The 24,015-nt window shown below is 60.4% G+C and carries 21 protein-coding genes and 1 pseudogene; 15 read left to right on the top strand and 7 right to left on the bottom strand.

Annotated elements, in window-relative coordinates:
* The first annotated feature begins 309 nt into the window (after positions 1–309).
* The 4 genes from AC0L2M_RS06765 to AC0L2M_RS06780 all read left to right on the top strand — a co-directional run bounded on the left by AC0L2M_RS06765 (position 310) and on the right by AC0L2M_RS06780 (position 3,150).
* A complete protein-coding gene (locus AC0L2M_RS06765; protein ID WP_473534408.1) occupies positions 310–1,608 on the top strand; it encodes a polysaccharide biosynthesis/export family protein in 1,299 nt (432 codons plus the stop codon).
* 21 nt (positions 1,609–1,629) lie between these two features.
* Complete coding sequence (locus AC0L2M_RS06770; protein WP_473534409.1) at positions 1,630–1,764, top strand: hypothetical protein; 135 nt, start codon at positions 1,630–1,632, stop codon at positions 1,762–1,764.
* Positions 1,764–2,660, top strand: coding sequence for a glycosyltransferase family 2 protein (locus tag AC0L2M_RS06775; RefSeq protein WP_287288813.1), 897 nt, complete (start codon positions 1,764–1,766; stop codon positions 2,658–2,660). Before AC0L2M_RS06770 ends, AC0L2M_RS06775 begins: the two co-directional genes overlap by 1 nt.
* A gap of 76 nt (positions 2,661–2,736) precedes the next feature.
* Positions 2,737–3,150, top strand: coding sequence for a recombinase family protein (locus tag AC0L2M_RS06780; RefSeq protein ID WP_473534410.1), 414 nt, complete (start codon positions 2,737–2,739; stop codon positions 3,148–3,150).
* Positions 3,151–3,264: 114 nt separating this feature from the next.
* Here AC0L2M_RS06780 and AC0L2M_RS06785 read toward each other — a convergent pair whose 3' ends face one another.
* The gene (locus AC0L2M_RS06785; RefSeq protein WP_473534411.1) at positions 3,265–4,482 is read right to left on the bottom strand and encodes a right-handed parallel beta-helix repeat-containing protein; all 1,218 of its coding nucleotides are present in this window, start codon (positions 4,480–4,482) and stop codon (positions 3,265–3,267) included.
* Between the two features lie 206 nt (positions 4,483–4,688).
* Between AC0L2M_RS06785 and AC0L2M_RS06790 the strand changes: the two genes are divergently transcribed.
* The 6 genes from AC0L2M_RS06790 (at position 4,689) to AC0L2M_RS06815 (ending at position 12,384) form a co-directional block, all read left to right on the top strand.
* Positions 4,689–6,344, top strand: a complete 1,656-nt coding sequence (locus AC0L2M_RS06790; protein ID WP_473534412.1) for a GMC family oxidoreductase — start codon at positions 4,689–4,691, stop codon at positions 6,342–6,344.
* A 35-nt stretch (positions 6,345–6,379) separates the two neighbouring features.
* Positions 6,380–7,540, top strand: coding sequence for a glycosyltransferase (locus AC0L2M_RS06795; RefSeq protein ID WP_473534413.1), 1,161 nt, complete (start codon positions 6,380–6,382; stop codon positions 7,538–7,540).
* A 432-nt stretch (positions 7,541–7,972) separates the two neighbouring features.
* Positions 7,973–9,412 (top strand): exopolysaccharide biosynthesis polyprenyl glycosylphosphotransferase, encoded by a 1,440-nt coding sequence (locus AC0L2M_RS06800; protein ID WP_473534414.1) that lies wholly within the window; start codon positions 7,973–7,975, stop codon positions 9,410–9,412.
* Positions 9,413–9,864: 452 nt separating this feature from the next.
* Complete coding sequence (locus AC0L2M_RS06805) at positions 9,865–11,037, top strand: PqqD family peptide modification chaperone (protein WP_473534415.1); 1,173 nt, start codon at positions 9,865–9,867, stop codon at positions 11,035–11,037.
* The gene (locus AC0L2M_RS06810) at positions 11,034–12,038 is read left to right on the top strand and encodes a nucleotidyltransferase family protein (RefSeq protein WP_473534416.1); all 1,005 of its coding nucleotides are present in this window, start codon (positions 11,034–11,036) and stop codon (positions 12,036–12,038) included. The genes AC0L2M_RS06805 and AC0L2M_RS06810 overlap by 4 nt, the downstream gene beginning before the upstream one ends.
* 106 nt (positions 12,039–12,144) lie before the next feature.
* On the top strand, positions 12,145–12,384 hold the full coding sequence (locus AC0L2M_RS06815; protein ID WP_473534417.1) for a hypothetical protein: 240 nt from the start codon (positions 12,145–12,147) through the stop codon (positions 12,382–12,384).
* A 211-nt stretch (positions 12,385–12,595) separates the two neighbouring features.
* On the opposite strand, the gene AC0L2M_RS06820 is transcribed toward AC0L2M_RS06815, so the two are convergent.
* The 3 genes from AC0L2M_RS06820 to AC0L2M_RS06830 form a co-directional block, all read right to left on the bottom strand.
* Positions 12,596–14,041 carry an HlyD family type I secretion periplasmic adaptor subunit gene (locus tag AC0L2M_RS06820; RefSeq protein ID WP_473534418.1) on the bottom strand — a complete coding sequence of 482 codons (1,446 nt, stop codon included), beginning with the start codon at positions 14,039–14,041 and terminating at the stop codon, positions 12,596–12,598.
* A 73-nt stretch (positions 14,042–14,114) separates the two neighbouring features.
* Positions 14,115–15,908, bottom strand: a complete 1,794-nt coding sequence (locus tag AC0L2M_RS06825) for a type I secretion system permease/ATPase (protein ID WP_473534419.1) — start codon at positions 15,906–15,908, stop codon at positions 14,115–14,117.
* A gap of 217 nt (positions 15,909–16,125) precedes the next feature.
* Positions 16,126–17,001 (bottom strand): right-handed parallel beta-helix repeat-containing protein, encoded by an 876-nt coding sequence (locus tag AC0L2M_RS06830; protein WP_473534420.1) that lies wholly within the window; start codon positions 16,999–17,001, stop codon positions 16,126–16,128.
* On the opposite strand from AC0L2M_RS06830, the gene AC0L2M_RS06835 reads away from it, so the two are divergent.
* Both AC0L2M_RS06835 and AC0L2M_RS06840 read left to right on the top strand, forming a co-directional pair.
* Complete coding sequence (locus AC0L2M_RS06835) at positions 16,982–17,365, top strand: hypothetical protein (RefSeq protein ID WP_473534421.1); 384 nt, start codon at positions 16,982–16,984, stop codon at positions 17,363–17,365. The genes AC0L2M_RS06830 and AC0L2M_RS06835 overlap by 20 nt on opposite strands.
* Positions 17,366–17,676: 311 nt before the next feature.
* Positions 17,677–17,822, top strand: a pseudogene (locus AC0L2M_RS06840) (DegT/DnrJ/EryC1/StrS family aminotransferase); the annotation flags it as partial.
* An 870-nt stretch (positions 17,823–18,692) separates the two neighbouring features.
* On the opposite strand, the gene AC0L2M_RS06845 reads toward AC0L2M_RS06840, so the two are convergent.
* The 3 genes from AC0L2M_RS06845 to AC0L2M_RS06855 all read right to left on the bottom strand — a co-directional run bounded on the left by AC0L2M_RS06845 (position 18,693) and on the right by AC0L2M_RS06855 (position 20,762).
* Positions 18,693–19,448, bottom strand: coding sequence for a LuxR C-terminal-related transcriptional regulator (locus AC0L2M_RS06845; protein ID WP_287062366.1), 756 nt, complete (start codon positions 19,446–19,448; stop codon positions 18,693–18,695).
* Positions 19,449–20,126: 678 nt separating this feature from the next.
* Positions 20,127–20,267: a helix-turn-helix domain-containing protein gene (locus AC0L2M_RS06850; RefSeq protein WP_128246330.1), complete on the bottom strand. Its 141-nt coding sequence runs from the start codon at positions 20,265–20,267 to the stop codon at positions 20,127–20,129.
* Positions 20,268–20,555: 288 nt separating this feature from the next.
* Entirely contained in the window at positions 20,556–20,762 is a 207-nt protein-coding gene (locus AC0L2M_RS06855) for a hypothetical protein (RefSeq protein WP_128246329.1), read from the bottom strand.
* A gap of 169 nt (positions 20,763–20,931) precedes the next feature.
* Here AC0L2M_RS06855 and AC0L2M_RS06860 point away from each other — a divergent pair, with 169 nt between their 5' ends.
* From AC0L2M_RS06860 to AC0L2M_RS06870, 3 genes are read left to right on the top strand one after another with little or no spacing between them, the layout of a single operon-like run.
* Entirely contained in the window at positions 20,932–21,294 is a 363-nt protein-coding gene (locus tag AC0L2M_RS06860; protein WP_473534422.1) for a CoxS/CutS family dehydrogenase iron-sulfur subunit, read from the top strand.
* Complete coding sequence (locus AC0L2M_RS06865; RefSeq protein ID WP_473534423.1) at positions 21,291–21,587, top strand: (2Fe-2S)-binding protein; 297 nt, start codon at positions 21,291–21,293, stop codon at positions 21,585–21,587. Before AC0L2M_RS06860 ends, AC0L2M_RS06865 begins: the two co-directional genes overlap by 4 nt.
* Positions 21,587–23,995: a xanthine dehydrogenase family protein molybdopterin-binding subunit gene (locus AC0L2M_RS06870; RefSeq protein ID WP_473534424.1), complete on the top strand. Its 2,409-nt coding sequence runs from the start codon at positions 21,587–21,589 to the stop codon at positions 23,993–23,995. The genes AC0L2M_RS06865 and AC0L2M_RS06870 overlap by 1 nt, the downstream gene beginning before the upstream one ends.
* Positions 23,996–24,015 lie beyond the last annotated feature (20 nt).

Raw genomic sequence — 24,015 nt, forward strand, 5'->3', positions numbered from 1 at the left:
GAATACGGATGCGGTCCGTCCGAAACAGGCGATCCACCGGTCTCGGTAGAAGGGGTGCGCGTCGTACCGGTTTTGGCACGGTAGGGGCATGAGAGCCGTCCGGCCAGTGCGCACACGCCTGCGATTAGGCGTCCTCGTCCGTTTCCATGAGGGGTGCCTCGAAAGAGCCAGCGAGCCAGCCATTTTGCCTCGGCCTCGGCCATGCCTCTTCTGGTAGCATAGGGCCATCCACTGCGCAGGTTCGCCCGCGCCGGAGAAACCCATGCTCAGTCGCCCGTAGAGATACGGGGGCAACCCGTTGGGGGACCCATGAAGCTGTTGAGAACCTTGTTGTCGGCGCTGTCGATGACCATGGCTTCGACCCGCCTCGCTTCGTTCGCTGGCGCCATCGCTCTGATTCCGACAGCGGCACTTGCCGACTACAAGCTACAGCCCGGAGATACGCTGGAAGTCTCGGTCCCTGGTATTCCGGATTTCAGGCAGCGATTGCAGATCGGAGTGGACGGCGAGGTGAACTTGGCGCTGGTTGGAGCGGTTCAAGTCAGCGGCCTTTCCATTCAACAAGCGCAGGAAATAATCGCTGGCAGTCTCGCCAGCAAGCAGTATCGGCAGGGGACCACGGACGGCCGTGAGATAACGCACCTGATCCAGGCCGATCAGGTCTTCATTTCTGTTGCCGAATACCGGCCCATCTATGTTTATGGTGATGTGGCCAGGCCGGGAGAGTACATCTTCCGGCCGGGTATGACTGTCCGACAGGCTGTGGCGGTTGCGGGTGGCTACAGCGCTGCCCAAGTTCGCATCGCCAATCCGCTCATGGAAGCGGCCGATTTCCGTTCGGAATACAAAGCCCTATGGGCGCAATTCGCAACGGAACAGGCTCGCATTTGGCGCCTTCGCACCGAACTCGGCGAAGAAGTAAAACATGTCGAGAACGTGGCCGTGCCTGAGGCGCTCGCCGAACGATTGAAGCAAGCGGCAACAGCGCATATCGAAGCTCGTCTGTCAGACAGTGAAAAGGACAAGGAGCTTCTGCGACGTGCTGTCGAGGAGACCAGCCTGCAACTGGAGCTCCTGTCTGAAAAGAAGAAGAAGGACGAAGAGGGAAGCAAGGCCGACACCGACGATTACGAGAGCGTCAGGACGCTGTTGCAGAAGGGCCTAGCGCCGACCACGCGCCTATCTGAGGCCCGTCGAGCGGTGCTTATGTCATCAACCCAACTGCTCGAGACGATCGTCCAGGCATCGAACATCGAGCGCCAGCGCGGCGAATATGTCAGACAGCTGAACAAGATCGACAGTGAACGACAAATCGCGGCCTTGGGAGAGCTACAGGGGGCCTATATGAATCTGGCCCAGATCTCGGCGCGTCTTGAGGGTACCGCGCAGAAGCTGGCGCTTACAGGTCAAGCGCAATCCAGCCTGCTGACAGCCGCGGGTCGGCCCGAGATAAAAGTCCATAGAAAGCGAGAGCAGGGCGACGAAACGCTCCCCGGCAACGAAGATCTCGGGCTTGCGCCCGGCGACGTTGTGGAGGTCGTTTTGCCAAAGGTGGACTTTGCCGGAGCCGTCGCGTCCTCGCCAGGGGCGTCAGCAGTGCCGAACTGAGTTTCAAAGGAGCGACCACCGATGCGCGTCTTGCTGGTTCTCGCCGCACTTCTTTGGAAGGATGCTCTCGACGGCCTTCTGTTGTGGAATGCGCCCGAGCCGGTCTTTCTGTGCGCGCGCTCGGCCTATCGGCTCGGCCGGAAGGTGCTTGCGTGATGAGCGTCACCGTCCCTCTCCCCTGCGATATCGTCTTCCTGGGACTCGCGCGCAATTGTGCGAGGACGCTTCCAAACTTCTTCCGCTTCATCGCCGAACTGCGGGGGGCGGGCCTGCGGGTCCGGGCAGTCATCGGCGAAAACGGGTCAACGGATGACACCCGCGCGCTGCTCCTCGAGCACTTCCGGGCCGATGCTTCGGTCGAGATCCTTGCGACGGATTTTATGGCGACGATCCCCGAGCGGCTGCCGCGCATGGCGGCCGGTCGGGAATTCCTTCGCCTGCACGCGAGCAAAAACCATCCCGCCACGCACCATGTCTGCGTCGTCGACCTGGACTCCGTGTTCGCAGCCCCCCCTACGGTCGCCGCGTTCGTCTCATCGCTCGATCGGCTCGCCGCCGACGCGAGCCTCTTCGCCGTGGCCGCGAGCTCGAAGCCGCGCTACTACGATCTGCTGGCGCTGCGGTGCGAGGGCCTATTCATGGAGAATCTTCAGCATATTATCGTTCGCGCGAAACGAAATCCGCTCACCTATCGCTCCACCCTGGCACGATGCGTCCACGATGCACAGGAACGGGTGTCGGCGAGTTCTCTGCGGCACTGCGTCTCGGCTTTCAACGGCCTCTGCCTCTATCGGGCGGAACCCTACTATGCCCACTCCTACATCGATGCCCAGGATCGCGAGAGCTGCGAGCATGTCGTCCTCAATACGGCGATACATGCCTCGACCGGCAGTCATGTCCTTATTGACGACGGTCTGATTGTGACCGCTCCGCCCGAGCATCTTCGCGAGCAACCGCTTCGCTTTTACACGGTTCGCCTTTTGCGGCTGATGAGGCGCGTGTCGATATGGTGTGCTGGCTCAGGCCCACTCGGCTCGGGGCACCGGCCATGACTGCGATCACGTCATCGGTACGGCGGGAGCCGCCCGCCCTCGGCCTCTCATCGTAACGGCGCAAGGCTTCTTACGATTGGGCAAGGCGATGATCATCGGCTACTGTCGTATCAACACCTTCGAACCCACCGCAAGGCTGGAGGCGCAGAAGCTTTATCTTGCCCGGCTGGGAGCCGAGAACTTCTTCTGCGAGAGGGCCAGCATGTTCGGCTCGACGCCGGAGCTGGAGAGGGCGATCGCATGTGCCAGGAAAGGAGACGTGATTGCTGTCACGAAGCCCTACCGTATTGCGCGCACAACCCGGCAGGTTCTGGCGCTCATCGAAAGGCTTGGCAACAAGGATGTCGGTCTCCGCATCGTCGACACACCTGTCGATACGAGCACGACGACGGGACGCATGATCCTTGCGTCAGCGCCTCTCTGGACGCTTGGGATGTCCCCGCCGCGGTCAATGTTGGCAGACCTGTTTCTCTTTTGGCGTCGCGGGTAGGGCATGATCGGAGGCAACGCTACTGCATGTTTCCTTGTAAATCCTAACCGATTTAAGGATACAGCGACCTTTGCGCGTCTGATAAGACGCGCGGCGCTGTAGCGCCCCCTCCGCTCACTGCCAGTCGAAGGCAAGCTGCAATGGCGGCCTGGGATCAAATGCCTTGCGCTCGATGGACCACCCGGCATGCACAGCCGCCGTTTCCCAGATGATGTTGCCGGGATTGGCGAGCGCGTAGACGCAGCAGTTCTTAATGCTGTGCTTTTCAGCGCCTTCTGATATCCGGGTCTGGAACGACAGGCCGTTGGATGTCGGGGCGTCCCGGCCGTCCCGCTGCTCGTTGTAGGTGTTCCGGATCCGGCAGCGATTGAACGAGCATCCGCCACTGCCGACCTTACCCTGCGGGACAGCCGAGAAGGCGCCGTTGCCCTGTTGAACGGTATCGACGTCTTCGACAAGGCAATTGAAGCTTCCCTCCAGCATGACGCCAGCCCCGGTCGGACTGTTGTTATAGAAGACGAGTCCACGCCGAACGACACAGCGGTCCGAGTGAAAGACAGAAATATTGTCCTCGGTCCAGGAGGTGGGACCATTCTCGGCCGAGAAGTCTTCCAAGCTCGTATCCGGAGAGCGGTTGAACTGCACATTCTGTCCACGCGGGAACGGCCCGCGCGCGTCGTGGAGTTCGAGGAAGCTCATCTGGCTGCCCGGACAGTCGACGACATAGATGTTGGAAGAGCCGCGGGACGCCTTGACTCGGGTGATGATCGCATCCGGGCAGCTTTCCAGCTTTATGTTGTTGCGGTTCTGGCTTGGTCCGGTCCCCGAGGGGGGAGCCCCGACATGATCGATCTCGAGGTCCTGCAAGCGTATTCCGGCGGCTCCCCGGGCGTATATCCCGCTGCCCATGGCATGACGGATGCGGCAGCTGCGAACAATGACGCCCTGATGGAGTATCGTGATCCCGTTGCCTTGGGGCGCATAAATGTCAAGATTTTCAATGATCTGCCCATCTGCGCGCGAAAGCACCGGTCCGCTTGGACGCAGAAAGGCGGCCGCTCCCCCGAACCATTTACCGCCGTCCGATCGCCCCATGCCCAGATGCAGTTCTGCGCCGACGACGCCCGAGACGGGCAGCGCCAGCAGCCCGGCAAGGAGATAGCGCCGATTAAGGCGGGGTTTCAAGAGACTGCCGGCCGCGCGACCCGTTCGGGTGCCAGACGTCGGCTCCGCTTGTGCGGAGACGTCGAGGTGGCCGACGAGATGCAGATGGGCCTGCCGCGTCCGTCCTCTCGGCAAGGCGGCTTCCTCGGCAAGATTGTCGTCAGGCATCCCCATCTCCCCCTGTGCGCCAGCCGGCGCAGGTTCCCGAAGAATGCGGATTGGCGGCAGGCTTATGCCCGCACAGCATTCCGCACACCATCTCTCTATTCAGCCCGCCGCGAAAGCCTTCATAAGGCTTAATCCCGATGGGCAAAGTGCCATCTGCCGGATTCCCTGCCATTCTCTGAAGCTGGCGATAAGCTGAGCGCGAAGCGATGTCGGTTGAGGCGGATGTCTTTGACTATGTGATCATCGGAGCCGGGGCGGCAGGCTGCGTGTTGGCCAATCGTCTGGCGGCTGATGGCACCAATACGGTCTGCCTGCTCGAGGCGGGGCCATCCGACAGCAGCATCCTTCTGCACATTCCCGCGGGACTCTACAAGACATGCTCGAATCCGAAATATGCCTGGCAGTTCGAAACGGAGCCGAGCCCGGGGACCGCCAATCGCTCTATTCCGATGCCGCAGGGCAAGACACTGGGTGGTTCGACCGCAATTAACGGGATGATCTACAACCGTGGCGCCGCCGCGGACTTCGACGAGTGGGCCCGCCAGGGCAATCGAGGCTGGCGCTACGCCGACTTGCTGCCCTATTTCAAGAGAAGCGAGCGCAGGATTGGGGAATGCGATCCCTTCTACCGCGGGACAGACGGGCTACTTCCGGTTACAGACTGCGATTGGCGACATCCGCTTTGTGATGCATTCATCGAGGCCGCGCTCAATGCCGGCGTCCCGCGCAATCCCGACTACAATGCGGCGAGCCAGGCCGGCGTGGGCTACTATCAGCGCTATATCGACAAGGGATGGCGCGTGAGCGCTGCGCGGGCTTTCCTGCGGCCGATAGCCAAAAAGAAGAACCTGGAGGTCCGCACGAAAGCGCAGGCCACTGCCGTCCTGTTCGAGGGAAGGCGGGCCATCGGCGTTCGGTATGCACGAGGGCCGGGTCATCCCATGAGCGAGGTGAAGGCCCGTAGCGAGGTGATCCTCTGCGCCGGAGCCGCGAACTCACCAAAGCTGCTGCAGCAGTCCGGCGTGGGTGCCGCGCGTATGCTCTGCGAGCTCGGGATTCCGGTCGTGCACGATTTGTCCGGTGTCGGTGCAAATGTCCAGGACCACTATGCGGTCCACCTGATCGCCCGGGTAGAGGGCATTGAAACGGTCAGCGGACACGGCGTCACCCTCCTGCGCGAGGCGGCCAAATGGATGCTGGGTCGCCCGAACTTTCTCGCCGTCGGCCCGTCGCTCGTCTACGGGTACCTCAACTCGCGGGATATTCACTCCACCCCCAATATCCAGCTTGAACTTGCATTGGGCAATTATACTGACCACCGCGCGCGGCGGTTTCCTGTCATCAAGCTTGGATACTATCAGTTGCGGCCGAAGAGCATCGGACACGTGCGGGCCGTCTCGGCCGATCCGTTTCGAGCTCCGCTCGTCCAGCCCAACTACCTCGCCGATGATCAGGACCGACAGGTCGTCGTCGATGGCATGAAGACTGTCCAGCAGCTGTTTCGCGCCCCCGAGCTAAGGCGCTACAACTGCACGGAAGAGCTTCCCGGCCCGAAGATAACGGACGACGCTGACCGTCTTCAGTTCGCCCGCGAAATCGGGCTGACCACCTATCATTTGTGCGGATCGTGCCGAATGGGCCCATTGGACAGTGCAGCATCTGTCGTGGACGACCAGTTGCGGGTCCACGGCCTCGAGGGCCTGCGGGTCGCTGATGCTTCCATCATGCCCGCCGTTCCCTCGGCCAACACCTCGGCCGCTGTCTTTATGATCGCGGAAAAGGCGGCAGACATGATCCTTGGCCGGCAACCCCTCCCGGCACTGGAGCGCGACAAGCCGCCGTGGCGGGCTGCAGCGGGGTAGCCGAAAACCTGAACGACAACTGCCGGGAGAATTCCTTGAAGAGACGTACGCTGGTTGCCTCTGAATTCAATGCGAAGGACCGAGCACACTTTGCGTTGGCGTATGAGTTCTGCCGCATTGTTGCGGAATGCGAGGACGCCGATCTTATCGCCCCCGGCCTCGACAACTACCTGACGAGACACTTTCACGCCATCTTGCCAAAGCACGACCCTCACAACGTCCAGCGTGACTTCAACCGACTGACGAATGCGGTTCGGAAAGGGCTAGGCTTGAGGAACGCGCCAACCATGGAGCATGCTCAGCTCACGCAAGACTATGACCTTTTCTTCTTCGTCGCCTGGAGCCCGCAAAGTCTTGTAGAATTGTCTCGGATCCACGACTGGCGCGGCCGCTGCAAGGTTGCTGTCGCGTATCTGTTCGAACTCTGGTCGAGCACGCTCGAACAGGACCGCCAATATCTGAAGCTCCTGGACCAGTTCGACCACGTGTTCCTGTTGCACAGCGCGTGCCTACCGCGCCTGCCTCAATACACCCGCACGCCCTGTTCCTTTCTTGCCACGGGTGTCGACGGCCTTATTTCAACGCCGTATCTGGCCCCGGTCAAACGCGTGGTCGACGTATACTCGTACGGCAACCGAGCCGCGAAAATACACCGGCAGCTTCTGAACCGAGCCCAAGACCGGGACTTCTTCTATCTCTACGACACGCTCGCAAGCACAGATTCCCGGGTCAGGGACTGGCATGAGCATCGGTTGCTGCTCGCCAATATCATCAGGCGCGCGCGCTATTTCATGGCATTCAGTCCAGCGGCACTTGCAAACTCCAAGTCCGTCACGGTCGCTGGCGAGCAGGTGCTGCCTGCCCGTCTCTTCGAAGGGGCCGCGGGCGGCGCCGTCATGCTTGGGACCGCGCCGCAATGCGCCGAATTCGGCGAGCACTTTGACTGGCAAGACGCGGTGATCGAGGTATCACCAGACTCGAGCAGTATCGCAGACGTAATTGGCGAACTCGACGCAAACCCCCGCCGCACGGAATTGTTGCGCCGGACAAGCGCGGTCCGTTGCCTAGAGATGCACGATTGGGTTTACCGTTGGGAGCACATCCTTGCCACGATCGGAATGGAGCCGCTGCCGCGACTCCATATTCGCAAGTCCCTGCTGCGACAGATCGCCGCCGATGCGATGGCGCTCGCCTAGACGATCAGGCCCGAAAGTGGGAACCGGTTTCGGGTTCGGTGCTCAAACAATGAGAAGAGCGGCAGTTCCGAACCGGTTGCTTCCGTCGGAGCGTCCGCCGCTCCAGTGCTGCGCGCGAGAGCATTTCATTTCGAGCTACTCCGAAGAGCTAGCAGGCGCGGGAAGCGGGCAAGGAGAAGGTCGTGTGTCCGCCGGCTCTGCCCTTTGGAGTTAGAGCTTATGCCGAATTGGATTCGCACAGTGTCGCTGCCATTCTCTCAACTCCAAGAACCGAGTGCTACCGCAGCCCACGGCAATCGAACTTCGCGTGAAGGGCAATGACCGCAGGCGGCGGATGCAGTCACGCTGGGCATTTCGGCGGTTTTCAGCCGAGGAGGGGGCGGTCGTCACGACATTGGTGGATCGATGCGGCTTTGAACGCAGGTGAACGTCATGGCACTTCTTCATGAAGACCCCCGTGCGGGCGTCACGTCAAACGCGCCGCGGTGGAACCTCAAGGGCAATGTTCTTCTGCAGTCGTTTCCGCTTCTCGAGGCAATGTCCGTCGTGCTGCTCAGCATCGTCTCGGGAATGGTATATGATCTTGTGAGTTTCGGACATTTCGGCGAGTACGGCCGGAACTTCGGGCTCGGTGTTGTTGTAGCCGCCCTTTTTTCGACTTCCGCATATGCGCGCGGGCTATATCTGAGTTCCGAGCCGCGGTCGCTGGCCTCTCAGATCAAGGAGGTCGTGCTGATCTGGACGGCGGTCTTTCTTTGCCTGTCGGTTGTGGCGCTTGCACTCAAGGTGGGAGACATGTTTTCGCGCCAAGCCGTCATGCTGTTCTTCGTGACGGGAGTTGGCGGCATCATCTTCGTGCGCTTGGGCGCCGGACGACTGGTTGCCTCCTTGACCAGGTCGGACATGCTTGCCAAACCGCAAGTAGTGATCGTAACGCAATCGGACGTGCGCGTGCCAAGTGGCGTAGTCCAGGCAATCGAGGCTTCCGGATGCGACGTCTGCCAAACGATTACATTGCCGGCGGCATCCAGCGAGGGCTCGCTCCTTGGGTGTATGGATAACCTCATTGAACATGTGCGTCGGCGTTCTGTCGACGAGATAGTCCTTGCTGTCAGTTGGGCTGACATATCCCTGATTGAGAAAATCACGGCTCACCTTTGTGTGGTTCCGGTACCTGTAAGGCTCCTTCCGGACCACGTCGTTAGCGCGCTCTTGAAGCGACCTGTCGTCAACCTGGGGGGGACGAGGGCGATAGAACTGCAACGCGCGCCCCTAACGGCGCCTCAGCTGCTTACGAAGCGGCTCTTCGACGTTGTGCTGACCACTGCCGCCCTTCCATTTCTTCTGCCCCTTCTGGCCGTTGTAGCGGGGCTGATTGCGCTCGAATGCGGGAGGCCGGTGCTCTTCTGTCAGCGTCGGGCTGGATTCAATGGCCGCACGTTCAAGATCTATAAGTTCCGAACGATGACGATCCTGGAGGACGGGCCTGTTGTCCCTCAAGCCTGCAGGGGCGATCCCCGCGTCACCCGCGTTGGGCGCATACTGAGAAGGTTCAGTATCGACGAGGTTCCGCAGCTGTGGAACGTGCTGAAGGGCGACATGTCGTTGATAGGCCCGCGGCCGCACGCGCTGGCGCATGACAGCGAATACAGCCAGATCATTTCTCTCTATCCGGCTCGGCACAAGGTGAAGCCGGGGATCACCGGCTGGGCACAAATAAATGGCTGCCGCGGCGCGACGCCGCATGTCTACATGATGATCAAGCGTGTCGAACACGATATGTGGTACGTCAACAACTGGTCGGTCTGGCTCGACGTAAAGATCCTGCTTCTGACCATCCCCCGCATCTGGACGGGGCGAAACGCCTTCTAGCTCAACTTTGCCGGTCCGAGGCCGCTGGAGGCGATTTTGTGTGGCAAGCGATTGATTGCAAGGAGTGGCGGGGCGGCTGGCAGACGACCCCATCAATTAACTGCCAAGCGACACACTCGGAAAAAGCGAACCTCTTCTTCGACGCTATCAGTTGAATACCACTTTGGATGAGGCTCGACACCATGAGATGCGGCTCTACTACCAAAGGCGCTGTTACAGAATAGCTGTTACAGAACATCTGAATGCAAGCGATGATCAGGGCGAAACACAGCGACCGCTCAATGCATAACCTGCGACTTCAAGCAAAAGTGGCCGCACGGCAACGGCGTTTGGCAAGGTACCGCTATGGGAGCGGAGAGGAATGCTATGACTCGGGCGATTGACGAAGATCGTGTCTCTCTGATCGTGAGTTCCACTCGAATCGAACGATCTCCACGCCCAGACAAACGAGGATGACGGCTTCTGTGAGTCCGCAACAAACCCGGACCACTGACCGAACTGCGGGGCCTCCCCTTGTCGAGTATGCTGCGGGGAGGTTAGTTCCCCAAGGTCGGCTTGCATGCATCAAAGGGCAAAATATCCTGCTCAGCTCGACACAGGGGGCAGTTTTTGCGCTCAATGACACTGCGGCGGATATCTGGCGCTCGCTTCAAGAAGGCGCGCCGGTCGAGGCTATTTTGGGCGAGATGGCAGCCCGTGGCGTTGATAGGCAAGAGGCCTATGGCTATGTCGAGGCTGCCCTTCGAGACTGGGAACGGCTCGGCTTAATCCAGCCTGCTCCACCGCCGTCCCCAACCGCAGTTCATCAATATCTCTGCCAGGTCGTTGCTGTTCCAGGCGTGTGTGCGCGCATACTGTATCCGGCCGCCGGCGCCTTTCCGGCCGCGACCGTACTGCAGCATCTCGAGGTTCGAAACAGGACCGTCGACGTTCTATTCCATCTGGTTGAGCGCGGGGAGCGGATCCACCTGTTCCGGGATGGCCACTGGACTGATTCCTGCGGTCGCGACGAGATACCCATTATGGTCAAAGGGCAACTGCTGGCCGAAGTGCTTGAGCACAGTGAATATGAACTCGCCCTCCATGCGGCGGCCCTGTTCAAGAACGACCGCACGCTCCTCCTTTGCGGCGGCCCTGGCTCGGGCAAGACGACCCTGACCTTAGCGCTGGTCCACGCGGGGTTTGGCTTCGCGGCAGACGATGTGATACTTCTCGACTCGGCCGGACAGGGTATCGGCCTTGCTTTTGCGCCTGCAGTCAAATCGGGATCATGGCCCATTCTGGAAGAACATTTCCCCGAACTCGGCAGGTCTCCGGTTTACCGGCGCCCCGATCACAGGCGCGTGCGTTTTCTTCTGCCTAAGGATCATGTCCCTCCCGTTCCCCGGCCCGTGGGCTGGGTGGTCATGCTCTGTCGGACGCAGGATGCCAAACCTTCCCTGCGGGTGATTGAGCCGACCGACATCCTGGGTGGCCTGCTGAACGGCGCCTTTGCGCGGAACAAGGAGCTAAGCAGCACTGCGTTTGACGTTCTTTGCCAAGTCATCCGATCGGCACAGGGCTTTTGCCTGACCTATGCCAAACTGGATGACGCGTTGGAACTGCTGAAGGCGGCGTGCCGATGAAGCCCACCAGGAATGCGCTCGAGGCCCTGATCGCGGGACTTAGCGGCCGCCTGGTGCTAACGGCCGACTGGCAGGCGGTGATTGCACTCGCCAATCATACTCTGCTTACGCCCGCCTTGTTCGCCGCTCTTGCGCGTACGGGCCAGCTTGACCGGCTCCCCGAAGACGTGGGCGAGTATCTTCAGTTCATTTACCGCTGCAACCGGCAACGCAATTTGCGCTTGCGCAGGCAGCTGAATGAAGCCGTTGCTGCCCTCAATCAGTGGGGCATCGTTCCGGTCCTGCTCAAAGGGGCCGCTCCCTTGTTCCTTTCGTCGAGCGGCAGGATTCCCGACAGGATGATGAACGATCTCGACCTGGCTGTGGAAACGAACACAGTAGAAGCTGCCCGCGCTTGCCTAGCCAAGCTTGGCTATGCCGAAGCGGCGTTCTCTTGCGACGGCATGGGACGCCCACAAGACGTCGGTCTCCTGGAGCTCCGGCCGTACCGGGAGATTGACCGCGAGTCCCCGAGGCTTGCCCGCCGTCACGGCCTTAGGACGAAAATCCCCGCCCCACAGTCGCGGGCCCTCCACTGGATCATGCATGATCTCATCAAGGAGGCGGACTACTGGCGCGGAAGGACCGACTTTCGCCACCTTTATGATCTGGCACGGTTGGCGGAACAGCATAAGCTGGATTGGGCGGTGCTCCGAACATCCTTGCCTGACCAGAGCGCGCGGAACGCGTTCGATACTCAACTCCTGGCATTGAGTCACTTCTTTGGCGTCAGAGCACCGGCGCAATATGTGCGGCGCCCATTGGTTCGCTTTCAACACTGGCGGCGTGTCTTCCCCTTGTACCATCCCGTCCTCGGCGTTCCATTGCGCCTGGTCGGCAATTCGCTGTGGGGTATGTGGCGACTCTTACATGGCGATGGCTTGGGCGGACGCAATCCGCTCGACTTTGGACGCCGCGCCACTACCATCCTCCTTGACGGCGATCTCGGGTCAAAAATGTAGTAATACTTAAATTCCTGAATTGTATCTTGACGGCGCGTATGTCTTCACGAGTCGCATATGATAGCTTATTTGGTTAGAGCTGTTATTATAAGTCTGGAGTACGTTGATGAAGAGAGGGAAATATTCCAAGGGAAAGACAGATAAACTTGTCCCGGAAGAACAGGCACGTCGCGAATTTCTAAAGAATGCCGGGCGTTTTGCTGTTGTAACACCTCCATCCATTGCTCTGTTGCTTGGCACGAGCTTGAACTCGCAAGCTATTGCCGCATCGCATGGCGCACGTCCCGGACATGGATGGGGCGGCAAGAAAGGCATCCACTCTGGTCCTCCTGGCCGCAAGCGCTAGAATGTTCCTTTGGTCGCTCTGGCCGACCATAGATGACGCGTAGTCCGGAACGCCTGAATCGGTTGGAGGCGGCCGCGGAAACGGAAGCGCGCTTGGCCCGATCTTTGCGCCAGCGGTCATCGATCCTGCCATAATTGCCGCGTCTCTGCGGTCTACCCTGATCCCGTCTCAGGAAGGGTCGATCGCAGAATGGCAGCAGCCCGGCAAAGGCTCAGTTTTCGCGCATGCCGAGACGGAACGCGTCCGTCAGAGGTTGCGTCAAGTAGGACAGCACGGTCGTCTCGCCGGTCGCAACGATCACCTCCGCCGGCATGCCGGGCCTAAGTTTCTCGCGGACCTGTTCGGGGAATTGAGAGACCTGCACGGAAACTTTCAACTCGTAGTAGGGCTCACGCGTCACTTCGTCATGGAGCGCGTCTGCGGCAACGGTCTGCACCTCGCCGATCGCGACCGGCGTCGAGCGAGCCTTGAACGAAGGCAGTCGGATCTCGGCAGGAAGGCCCTCGGCAACATTGTTGATGTCGACCGGCGACATCTTCGCCGAGACGATCAGAGTGTCGTCATCAGGGACGATCTCCATCAAGGTTTCGCCGGGGCGAACCACGGCTCCTATCGTGTGTACCTTAAAGCCGACAACGCGCCCGGACCGCGGTGCGCGTATTTCGGTGCGGTTGAGCACGTCATCTGCAACGTGCAGCTTTTCGCCGGCGTCGGTAAGCTTGGCACTGATCTCGGCAAACTGTGCCGAGACCTCTTCGATGGCCTCGCGCCCGACTTGCTCGATCTGGAGTCGCGCCTCGCCGATAGTGTGGCGCTCGCCCGCTATTTCGGCAAGGAAGGCACCAAGCTGACCTTGGAGATCGGCCTGCTGCCGTTTGAGCGCGGTCAGCCGCGTGCCCAGAATGATGCCCTTATGGGCTAAGGGCGCCAGCATATCGTGCTCTTCTGTGATACTCTCGATCTGCAAACGGACAGCCTCGCTTTGGGATTGCATGGCCTCGATCTTCCGTTCGGACTGGGCGATGCGCTCCTGCAAAATGGGAACCTCGTTCGTACGGGCCAAGCGGCGCTTGTTGAACAGTCGCAACTGGTCTTCCATCGCGCGCTGGGCGAGGGGGGCGCTCCCTAGCGTAAGTTCGCGCGGGAAAGTGACCATTTCGGCTCCGTCCAATTCCGCCTGCAGCCGTGCCTTCTCGGCAAGCAGCGAGAAGACAGCGGACCTCGCGATTTCGCCCTGCGCCTGCGCCTCGGTGAGATCAAGGCGCACGAGCACCTCACCCTCGGTCACATGTGCGTTGGGCGAGACGAGAATGTCGCGCACGATACCGCCCGCAAGGTGCTGAACCGCCTTGCGGTCGGTTTCGACCACAACTGTACCCGAAGCGATCACCGCGCTGTCGAGGCTGGCCAGAGAGGCCCACCCGCCGAGGATGCCGAAGGTCAGCACGACGATGCCAAAGCCCATCCGCGCGGGCTTGCGCCAGTCGCCGGAGAGGTTTGCGTGCGCCGGCTTGTGGTCTGAGCCGGCAAGATCTAACGGCGCGAAAATCTGCGGGAGGCTAGCTCGAGTCACGCGTCCTGCACGCAAGAGCGCGGAAAGTGTCGGCCCCACCGCGCTTGTACAAGCGGGGGCAGGGGTCGAGCGGGCCGCCCGCATCGGGAGCCCGCGAACCCGTGCTATGATTGCCGTCCTTTTCGAGGTGTCAGGCATCATCATTGGTTTCGACTCGTTATGCATCGACGCGTGTCCGGCGGAGGAGAGAGTGCGCTGGATCTGACGCCGGCGGTCCGGCGCGCCCTCCATCCCAGACGGGCCGCCGCGGTGCCGGCGCTACGTTCGGGCCGACGAGCGACGGCAGCAACTGGTCACGACTGCCCATCTGCGCTATTCGTCCTTCCTGCATGACGATCATTCGATCCACCGCCGACAGGAGGTTCGGCCTGTGGGTCACGATCACAACGGTCTTTCCATCTCTCCGCAACCCTTCGATTGCCCGGATCAGTGCGCGATTGCCATCGCTGTCCAAATTGGCATCAGGCTCATCGAGCACGACGAAGCTCGGCTCGCCAAACAGGGCGCGCGCGAGACCGACCCGCTGCCGCTGCCCACCCGACAGTCCGACTCCATCCTCCCCGATGTCGGTCATATACCCTTTGGGGAGGCGCTGGATCATCTCGTGCGCAGAGGCGAGTGTTGCCGCCTCGGTCACCTGCGCATCGACCGCGTCAGCTCGGAAGCGCGCAATGTTGTCGCGCACGGAACCGGAGAACAGCTCAATATCCTGGGGCAGGTAGCCGAGCGCGGTGCCGAGTTGGTCCGGATCGTAATGGCGCAAATCGTTGCCATCGAGTCGCACGCATCCTTGCGCCGGCGGCGACGCACCCACAAGCGCACGCGCGAGCGAGGATTTGCCCGAGCCCGATAAACCAACGAGGGCGACGACCTCTCCCGCTTTCAGCGTGAACGTCGCGCCCATGACGACCGGCGTGTTCGTACCGGGGGCGAGGACGAAAAGGTTCTCGACGGAAACCGCACCCCTGACGTCAGGCAGACGCACGCGTCCGGCAATGGGCGGGTTCTCCTCGAATATGCGTTCCAGGCGCGCATGGGCGCTGCGCGCGGACACGATACTTTTCCATTGCGCCACCATGATCTCAATAGGGGCAAGCGCCCGACCCATGATAAGCGACGCCGCAAACAGGACGCCCCCGGAGATTTCCTGGTTAATAGCCAGGTACGCACCGATGCCCATCATGGCCGTTTGAATGGCCATGCGCAGAAACTTGGATAACGCAAGAAGTGTGCCGCCGCGCTCGCCCGCGCTGACGGAGTAACCTAGCGCTTCCTCGCGGATTCCGGTGCACCGTGACCGGATAGCGGGCCCCATCCCGAGCCCCCGAATTGCCTCTGCATTGCGCAGCGAGGAGCCCAGCCTGTCGATCGCGCGAGTGTTCGTGAGCGAGGCTCGCAAGAGCAAGCCCTTCGTCGCTCGCTCATTTACGAGTGCGATCGTCACTATCGCCACCGCGCCGACGAGGGCCACAAGGCCGATCAACGGGTGAAGTAGGAAGCAGATCACGATGTAGATCGGAGCCCAGGGCGCGTCCATCAGCGCCATGATGACGCCGCCCGAAAGAATGTCGCGCATGAGGTCGAGATCGCGCAGGGTCTGTGCATGATTCGATCCGCGGGCACGCAGCGCCGAGGAAAGCGCCGCCTCGAAGGCGGGACCAGACAAGAGCCGGTCGAACCGCACGCCAGCCTGCTGGAGGATACGAGCCCGATAATGTTCGAGGGTCCCATAGGTCATCAGCAACACGCCAACGATCACCGAAATAATGACGAGCGTATCGGCATTACGGCTCGTTAGGACGCGATCATAAATTTGCATCGTGTAGAGCGGAGACACGAACATGAGAAGATTGATGAAGAGCGAGAGCCCGCCGGCCGCGCAGAGGCCCGGACGGATCTCGCGCAAGGCCACCGCCAGCGGCGAGGGCACGTGCAAGGAGAAATTTGTCATCTATTATCCGAATCCAGTGAAGCGGTCGCAGGGCGCTCTAACCTGGCCATCTTCAGGCCTCTGTTCACGAGCGAGGAAGGCGGCAGGGCAGGCGAGGTCTCATGCAAAAATCCCCCGACGGAACCACCCGCCGAGTTGGTCCGAGCGCGAGCCCTGCCCCATCACACCGTGCTGAAGTGTGGCGCAACCGTCTGCTGCAGCCGGTTGCGCCACCTGTTCAGACTGCGTAGTCCCAGGCGAACTGGTTATCGACGTGTGCCATTGGGGTGGCGGCGGCATCCTCGTGCACGTCGGCTACGACCGCCTTTGACTTGTCCCAAATGATGTTGTCGGGATTGCCTGGGTTGGTGTAGCTCGAGTTCAGGACGCTGACCCCGCCGGAGCTGACATTCCAGATCAGTCCATTCGACGAGGAAGCCCCGCGGCCTTGGTCGGCGTTGATACCGTCGAACGACCTCGTATCGTCGAAGGTCACATCGCTCGCGTAGGACGAGAACGCGCCATTGCCCTGATGGATGGCGTCAACGTTCTGCACCCTGCCGCCGGTCGATCCGTTCTCGAACATCACGCCGACGCCGGTCACGGAGTTGTTACCGTCGATCACCCCGTTAGAGATCGTCGTATTCGGGCTGCCATAGACCGAGACGATGTCCTCAGGATGCGAGTTGGCGGCGTCGTTGACAGCATAGAAGTCGGTCAGCGAACTATTGCCCGAGTTGTTGAACTGGACGAACTGACCGCGCGGGAAGGGGCCATGGAAGTCGTAGCCATCGACGTGCGAGAGATTCGCACCGGGCGAGTCCACGAGATAGATACCGGTCGAGCCTTCCCGCACCGTGGTGTTTTGAACGGTCAGGTTCGCGGCGTTTTCTGCCCTGATGTTGATGATGTCCGGGCTCGTCTCGGCGTCGATTCCCGCCGGCGGGTCGGCGTTGATGACCTCGGTGTTCTCGATGGTGACGCCGGTTGCGCCCGATACCGACACCCCGTCGCCTTCGGCGTGATGAATACGAACATTGCGCAGGATGACATTGTCGTGCGTAATCGTGACCGCGTCCCCGTTGGTGACGTAGATGTCAAGATTTTCAATCACCTGGCCATCGTACTCCGATTGGATCGGTGTGGTGGTGTGGGTAAGACCCTGCGCCGGCTGCGTGGGTGCCGTCGGCGCGGAAGCGGCGGAAGTGGGAGCCTCGGCCGTCACGGTCGATGTCGGGCTCGACGCGGCTGTCTCCGTCGGCGCGGAAGCGGCGGAAGTGGGAGCCTCGGCCGTCACGGTCGATTTCGGGCTCGACGCGGCTGTCTCCGTCGGCGCGGAAGCGGCGGAAGTGGGAGCCTCGGCCGTCACGGTCGATGTCCGACTCGACGCGGCTGTCTCCGCCCTCGCGCGTAAGTTGTTCAACCATTCCGAGTGTTCCCCCAGTATTCCATTTTCAGAATTCATCCACTTCATGTGATTCATGTGCTTCTCCAGTTAAAATATGAATTCACTATAAGTATCACTAAGGATACCCATCGACGATAAATGATATTTTATCGTCTTAACGAAACTCGGCTTATACAACCAGAAATTTCGTCTGGTAATATAATGCTAACCTTCATGTCCAGAATACGGCGTGGATAGGGCTATACTGAGACTCTCCCGGGCGATCGGCGCTGCGTTCAAGCCTGCGCCTACGTCGGATTGCAAACGTCGCTTAGTACTCGGATCACGCGTGACCCTACCCCCGAGCAGCAGGAGACAAGGTCATGCATGCTAGGCGGCCAACGGCACGGCTCGAAACAGGTGATCTACGAGAGCTATCCTGAACTCGGCTACAATTACCGCCTGACTGACCTGCAGGCTGCCATCCGCGTGAGCAACTGCAACGGCTTCTCGCACTCTTCACGCGGCGGAGGCAGCTTGCGGCGCAATAAGGTGAGCGCCTTCGCGCAGCAACTGGCAAAGCTTGCTACGTGGACGACCTGATGACGGCTTGACGCGCCAGATGAATTAAGACGCGAACATCGACCAAGCCGTCAATCTTGGCAATCGTATCGAGGTAACCATAATCGGAACTGGCCGCCTCATGGTTTTCTTTCATCGGCCCGCGGGAAGTCCCGGTAACCCTGACGGCCGCGCATCGGCGCCACGATGGCCGTCGCCCGTAGCGGCTGAAAACTAGGGCTCGTGCCCTTCCCCAAGGCCTCAGGTTTGGGAAATCCGGATAGGCCTCGACGATGCTGCCCTACGCCTAATGAGGGTGTTTTGGCGTAGGGTTTTCCTAAAGAATATGCGGTTGGCGTGTGGGCTTGGACTCGGATCAATTGCCTCGGAACGGTCGCTCAATCTGCAGTGTAAGCAGGCTCGGGGAAGGTGTATCTGCCAACCCATCTTATTGCCTCCTCTATCGTACGAAATTCTTGTGCTGCCCGCTTAGCAGCCCGAAGCCCGTCTCGAGAAACCATTTGCCTTTCGTCGAGTAGGCTTCCTCGTCGATCTGCGTGAGGACCGCCACCAGTTGGTCGCACTTCCACACCAGAACCCCGATTCTCCGCCCTCGACCGTTCCGATCCGCACTTCGCTAAACGAGAATCCAGAAGTAATTTTTGCTTTGCCCACTTTGATAAAGCCCTCAACTTCAAAATGGCAGTAACACTGGTGGGGTCCCCCTCATGCGCCCCTGCGATGCCGTCTCCACCGCGCTACCATCGCCGGGGGATGATTTGAGCGTATGGTTCTAGATAGCGGAGGCTCATATCAGGGCGAAGCTTTGGCAAAAGCGAATGCACCAGCCCGAATGATTATATATTGTAAGACGGCTGAGTTGCCATGTCGCTCCCCGACGGGGCATTGCCGGATGCGGGAGTAAGCATGCCATGGTTCATCGCCCAAACTGCAGCCTGTGTACGGTTGCGGACCCGGATCTTTCGGAGGATGGCCTTGACGTGTACCTTCACCGTAGCTTCGGCAATGTCGATCTCGCGCGCGATGGCTTTGTTAGACTCCCCTTCGATTAAGCGGCGTAGAATACAGTTTTCCCGATTTGACAAAATTGATAGTTCATGATCCTCATGCTCCACGTTAACAGCCACCTTTGTTAACTCATCAGCTGCGTCAGGTTTCAGATCATGCCTTATTTCTTGAATAGCCGTTGAAGTTTCGGCAGGTAACACCGTCTGCCCTAGCATAACCAATTCCAGAGCTTTGATGAAGGTGTCGTAAGCAGCGACTTTTATCAAATACCCGTCTGCCCCCGCACGAAAAGCTGAAACTATATCGGTCGATCGACAGTGATCGGCTAACGCGACGACATGGCTGGTCGGATAAATCGCTTTGAATTCTGCAATTTGAGCGAAATCAGCATCCGCATCAGTACCGCCGACATCTATGATGAGCAAGATGGACCGGTGCTGGGCTAGCGGCTTCTCCAGAAGATCGTGAACACAAGCCGCAGAGAAAAGGACACGAAACTTTGTCGCATCCAGGATTCGACTAAGGCCTTCTCGGAGTAACTCGCTCGGCCCGACAAGTACTGTTGTAAAGGATTCTCCTGTCATCATTGCCTCCCGCTTCGGCGCGATCGAAGTACACGCGTCGAGTAGAGCACTCCACGCCCCAACTGCACTCGATGCCCTCGGATTGAGTCTCTTGCAGTTCCTCACTCCCTCCTGGCGAGAACAGATTGGGCAGTGTAAGGACTATTTATAAGTAGTCACTAACATAGGTTGCTTTTTCGTTAAATTTCGCCGCAAACCGACGTAAAGCTAGAACCCCGGGTCGGCAATCTGCCTGAAGACGCAGGGATGGCACGGGTTAGCCATCTCAAGCCGCTGGTAGTCGAACGACGATCGGGTAGTGCCTGCGGCGATTGCAACGATAGAGGAGGATTCCTGAAGGTGGACGTTGGCGTGGTCAGGTCTGCCGCAGTGTGTCAGGCACCTGCACGTATTCGGCAGCACTCTCTCGTCGCGCGATAGGCCGTGTCGCCGTCATGATGATCGGACCTTTCTGCATATTGCTCAACACGAACGAGGTTGAGTTTCGTTCGGCCCGTCCTTCACCGCAAGCCGGATGCGGATACCGTGTGGTCGAGATAATATCACTGCCCCGCCAGGCCGCGCACGACCAGTCGTCCCGAAAAACTCGGCTGGAACTGTTCCAGCGACGGCCGAGGGGTCGTCTTCCGGCAGAGAATTTGCTAATGGCCCATGCGTTGCCGCGCTAGGAGATAGCCGTTACCTGAGATACTCGTTGTCGAATCCGATTATTTCGACCAGCTTCTTGCGGTTGATCACCTTTACATGGCCGCCCCTGAACGAGACGAGATCGGCCTTTCGGAGTTCCCTCAACGTTCGGTTGACGTGAACGGTGGTCATTCCGAGGATGTCAGCAAGTCGTATTGCGTAAGGGGAGACTCATATCTTCCATAGGCCGACAAGCAAACCAGCAGTAGCGCTCGACAATTGAGCTAGCGAGCCGGCCGCCAGTCCGCGATTTGCCATCTTGGCCTGCTCCGATTTGGATTCCCTGCTAGCTGCTAAACAATTCCCTGTTAGTACGTGTAGGGAATTTGGCGCTAAAGCATTGAATCTGCGCAGCGATTTCTGATTGAAAATTGGGTCAGGCCCTCAAAAACCTCGAAGTTCACTGTTTTTCGGCGCCTATCAGGGAAAATTGGACAGAGACCGGTTCGCCAGAGACTGCGACAACCACCATTTTTTCTTTGTTATCAATGGGTTATAATGGGTGCTGCCAAGCCGATTTGGCAGCATTTGGCAGCGCCCCGGCAGCAACGAAAAAGGGCGGCTCGCGCCGCCCCGGTTTCTTTGCTGACGATCCGCAGCGGCGGCGGCGCTGCCGCCGGCGATCATGGTAAGCCTCAAGCCGCTTTGTGCCCTCGACGGCATGCCCAGCGTCGCGATCGCCTCGACGGTCACTTCGTTGTGATGGCGTCTGGCGCGAACCGATCGGTCCCCTAGCTTGGTGCTGATCCGATCACCCTAGTTTTGGTAACCGCTGTAACAAATCCGGAGGTACAGCATGGCAGAATTGAGCCGCAGTCAAGTTCCGGGATCCACGAGATCGGGCATCTCTCGTCGGACGTTCCTGAAGCACGGTGGCACCTCGGCCGTAGGGGCGGCGTTGCTGGAAGCAGGGGCGGCGCAGGCAGCCGTTGATGGTTCTATGCAGGACGATGCCAACGAAGTGCTTGGCCCTGGTCTGATCCCGATCGACCTCACGATAAATGGACGACGGGTCCCGGTGCAGGCGGAACCCGCCACCACGCTGGTCGACGTCCTCCGCAATCACCTCGGCCTGACCGGCACCAAAATCGGCTGCGATCGCAAGCCTGTTCTGCCTGCACGGTCTGGCTCGATGGTCAGCCTGCCAGCAGTTGCATGACGCTGGTGCTCGACGCCCGGGGCAGGAACATCGCCACGATCGAGGGGCTGGCCAAGGGCGGCAAGCTTCATCCGGTGCAGCAGGCGTTCGTCGAGCACGACGCCCTTCAATGCGGATTCTGCACGCCCGGAATGGTAATGAGTTGCGCAGCGCTCATAAATCGTAAACCCGACGCCGGCATCGACGAGGTGAAGGCCGCGATAAGCGGTCACCTGTGCCGCTGCGGCACCTATCCGAACATCTTTGCGGCAGTGCTCGCCGTCGCCGGCGAGAATCGGAGGAGGGGCACCTGATGGCTACCGAAAATCAGGCACGGGCCGACCGGCCTTCGTTACGGTCCCAGTCCTTGCTCTACGGTATCGTCGGGCAGGAGATGAGGCAGGTGACTCGGCAGGTGCCGGACGATGAGCCGCCGCAGTTGCCAGTGAACGCCGAACTGCGCTCCATCGGCAAGTCGATCCCGCGGCTCGATGCCGTGCAGAAGGTGACGGGCGCGGCGAAATACACATTCGACGTGCAACTGCCGGGAATGCTCTACGCACGACAGATCGTCTGCCCATGGCCGCATGGCAGGGTGATCTCGATCGACACCTCGGCGGCTGAGCGTTACCCCGGCGTCCGTGCTGTACATGTGCTCGAGACACTGCTGCAATCCGCCAGGCTTCGCGATCCGGACGCCGAGGCCCGCAACAAATACCCGACGGTCCGCTTCGCCGGCCAGACCGTTGCCGCGGTCGCCGCCGAGACGCAGCGGATCGCCGACCAGGCGGCGAAGCTCGTCAAGGTCGAATACGAGCGCTTGCCGCATGTCACTGACCTCGATGCGGCGATGGACGATGAGGCACCAATCGTCTTTCCAGGACCGGTCGAGCAGCCATCGACGGCCGGCGGCGGCGGCGCACCGGAAGGCTTGCCGCAGAAGGGCAATGTGCGCGGTCCCAACTTCGGCATGCCGGGTATGACGCCCACGGGCGATATCGACCAGGGCCTGGCGGAGGCGGACGTGATCGTCGAGGCCGAATATCGCACGCAGGTTCAGACTCATGTGCCGATGGAAACACATGGCATCGTCGCGGATTGGCAGGATGACGGGCTGACCATTTATGCCTCCACGCAGCACACGCACAGCGTGCGCGATGAGGCCGCCGAATATTTCGATCTGCCCAAGAGCAAGATCCGGGTAATCAGCGACTTCACCGGCGGCGGGTTCGGCGCCAAATATGGGATCAACAATTTCGGCCTCCTCGCCATTCATTTGTCGCAAAAGGCCGGCGCGCCCGTGCGCATGATGCTGGACCGCCGTGAAGAGCATGTTTCGGCGGGCAATCGCCCCAACAGCTTGCAGCGCGTACGGATCGGCGCCAAACAAGATGGCACCCTTACCGCCATCGACGTCATAAGCTGGGGCTCCGGCGGCATCGCTGGGGGCGCCGGCATAGGCTTCTGCTACAATGCGCTATATCCGTGCCCGAACATGCGCACCGAGCAGTATGACGTGTTCACGAATGCCGGCCCGTGCGCGGCTTTCCGCGCACCCGGACAGGTGCAGGGCATCTTCTCGCTCGAGCAGGCGATGGACGAACTCGCGGATCGGCTGCAACTCGACCCGCTGATCCTGCGCGATCGCATCGACACAAAGCCCACCGACGATATGCTTGCACGGGCGCATGAACGCAAGGTCGCGGCCGAGCGGTTCGGCTGGGGCCGCCGGCGTCGGCCGAACGCCGACGCCGGGCCGATCAAGCGGGGGATTGGCATGGCGCAGGCGCAGTGGGTGTATGTCGTCAGCCCTCCGACGACGGTGGAGGTGCGGGTCGCCGATGACGGGTCGGTCTCCGTCTACAACAGCACGCAGGATGTCGGCACCGGCACGCGGACTGTGCTTGCCCAGGTGGTTGCAGAGGAGTTCGGCCTCAATGCCAAGGACATCGGCGTCTTTATCGGCGACACGCGGTTCCCGTGGGGACCGCCGTCCGGCGGCAGCCGGGTGACTGCGTCGGTGACGGCGCCTGCCCGCAATGCGGCCTATGCGGCGGCACGCGACCTGGCCGCGCGCCTCGCGCCGCTTTTCGACGACGCCGATCCCGATGACATTTTTTTCGCCTACGGCAAGGTGGGCGTCCGCGGCAAGGAAGGGGCCGCAAGGCCGCTCAAGGATGCAGCCAAGGAAGCCAAATTCGGCGAAATCTCGAAACTCGCCAAGCGGCACGACGACTATGAGGGATTTGCGGTGCCGGGAGAGCTCTCCATCAGCCGGCATGGGCTGGGCGGTGTCCAATTCGCCGAGGTGGCGGTCGATGTCGAGACCGGCGTGGTCAAGGTCGAGCGCATCGTCGCTGCCAGCGATTGCGGCAGGCCGATCAACCCCAAACTGGTCGAGAGCCAGGTGATCGGCGGCATCATCCAGGGTGTCAGCTACGCGATCTACGAGGACCGCATCATGGACGCGGCGAGCGGCCATCAACTCAACGCCAATGTCGATCAATACAAGATGGTCGGATCACGCGAGACTCCGGCGATCGAGGTGCTGCTCATGGAGCAGATCGGGGCGCAGTCGTCGACCGACGCGCGAGGCATCGCCGAGGCAAGCAATGTGGCGACCAGCGCCGCGATCGCCAATGCATTCTACAACGCCACCGGAAAGCGGATCCGCACTTTGCCGATGAACCCGGCAAATGTGCTGGCGACGCTCAGCGCCTGAGATCGGCCAGAAGGAGTCCA

Source organism: Mesorhizobium sp. WSM4806, from assembly GCF_055811635.1.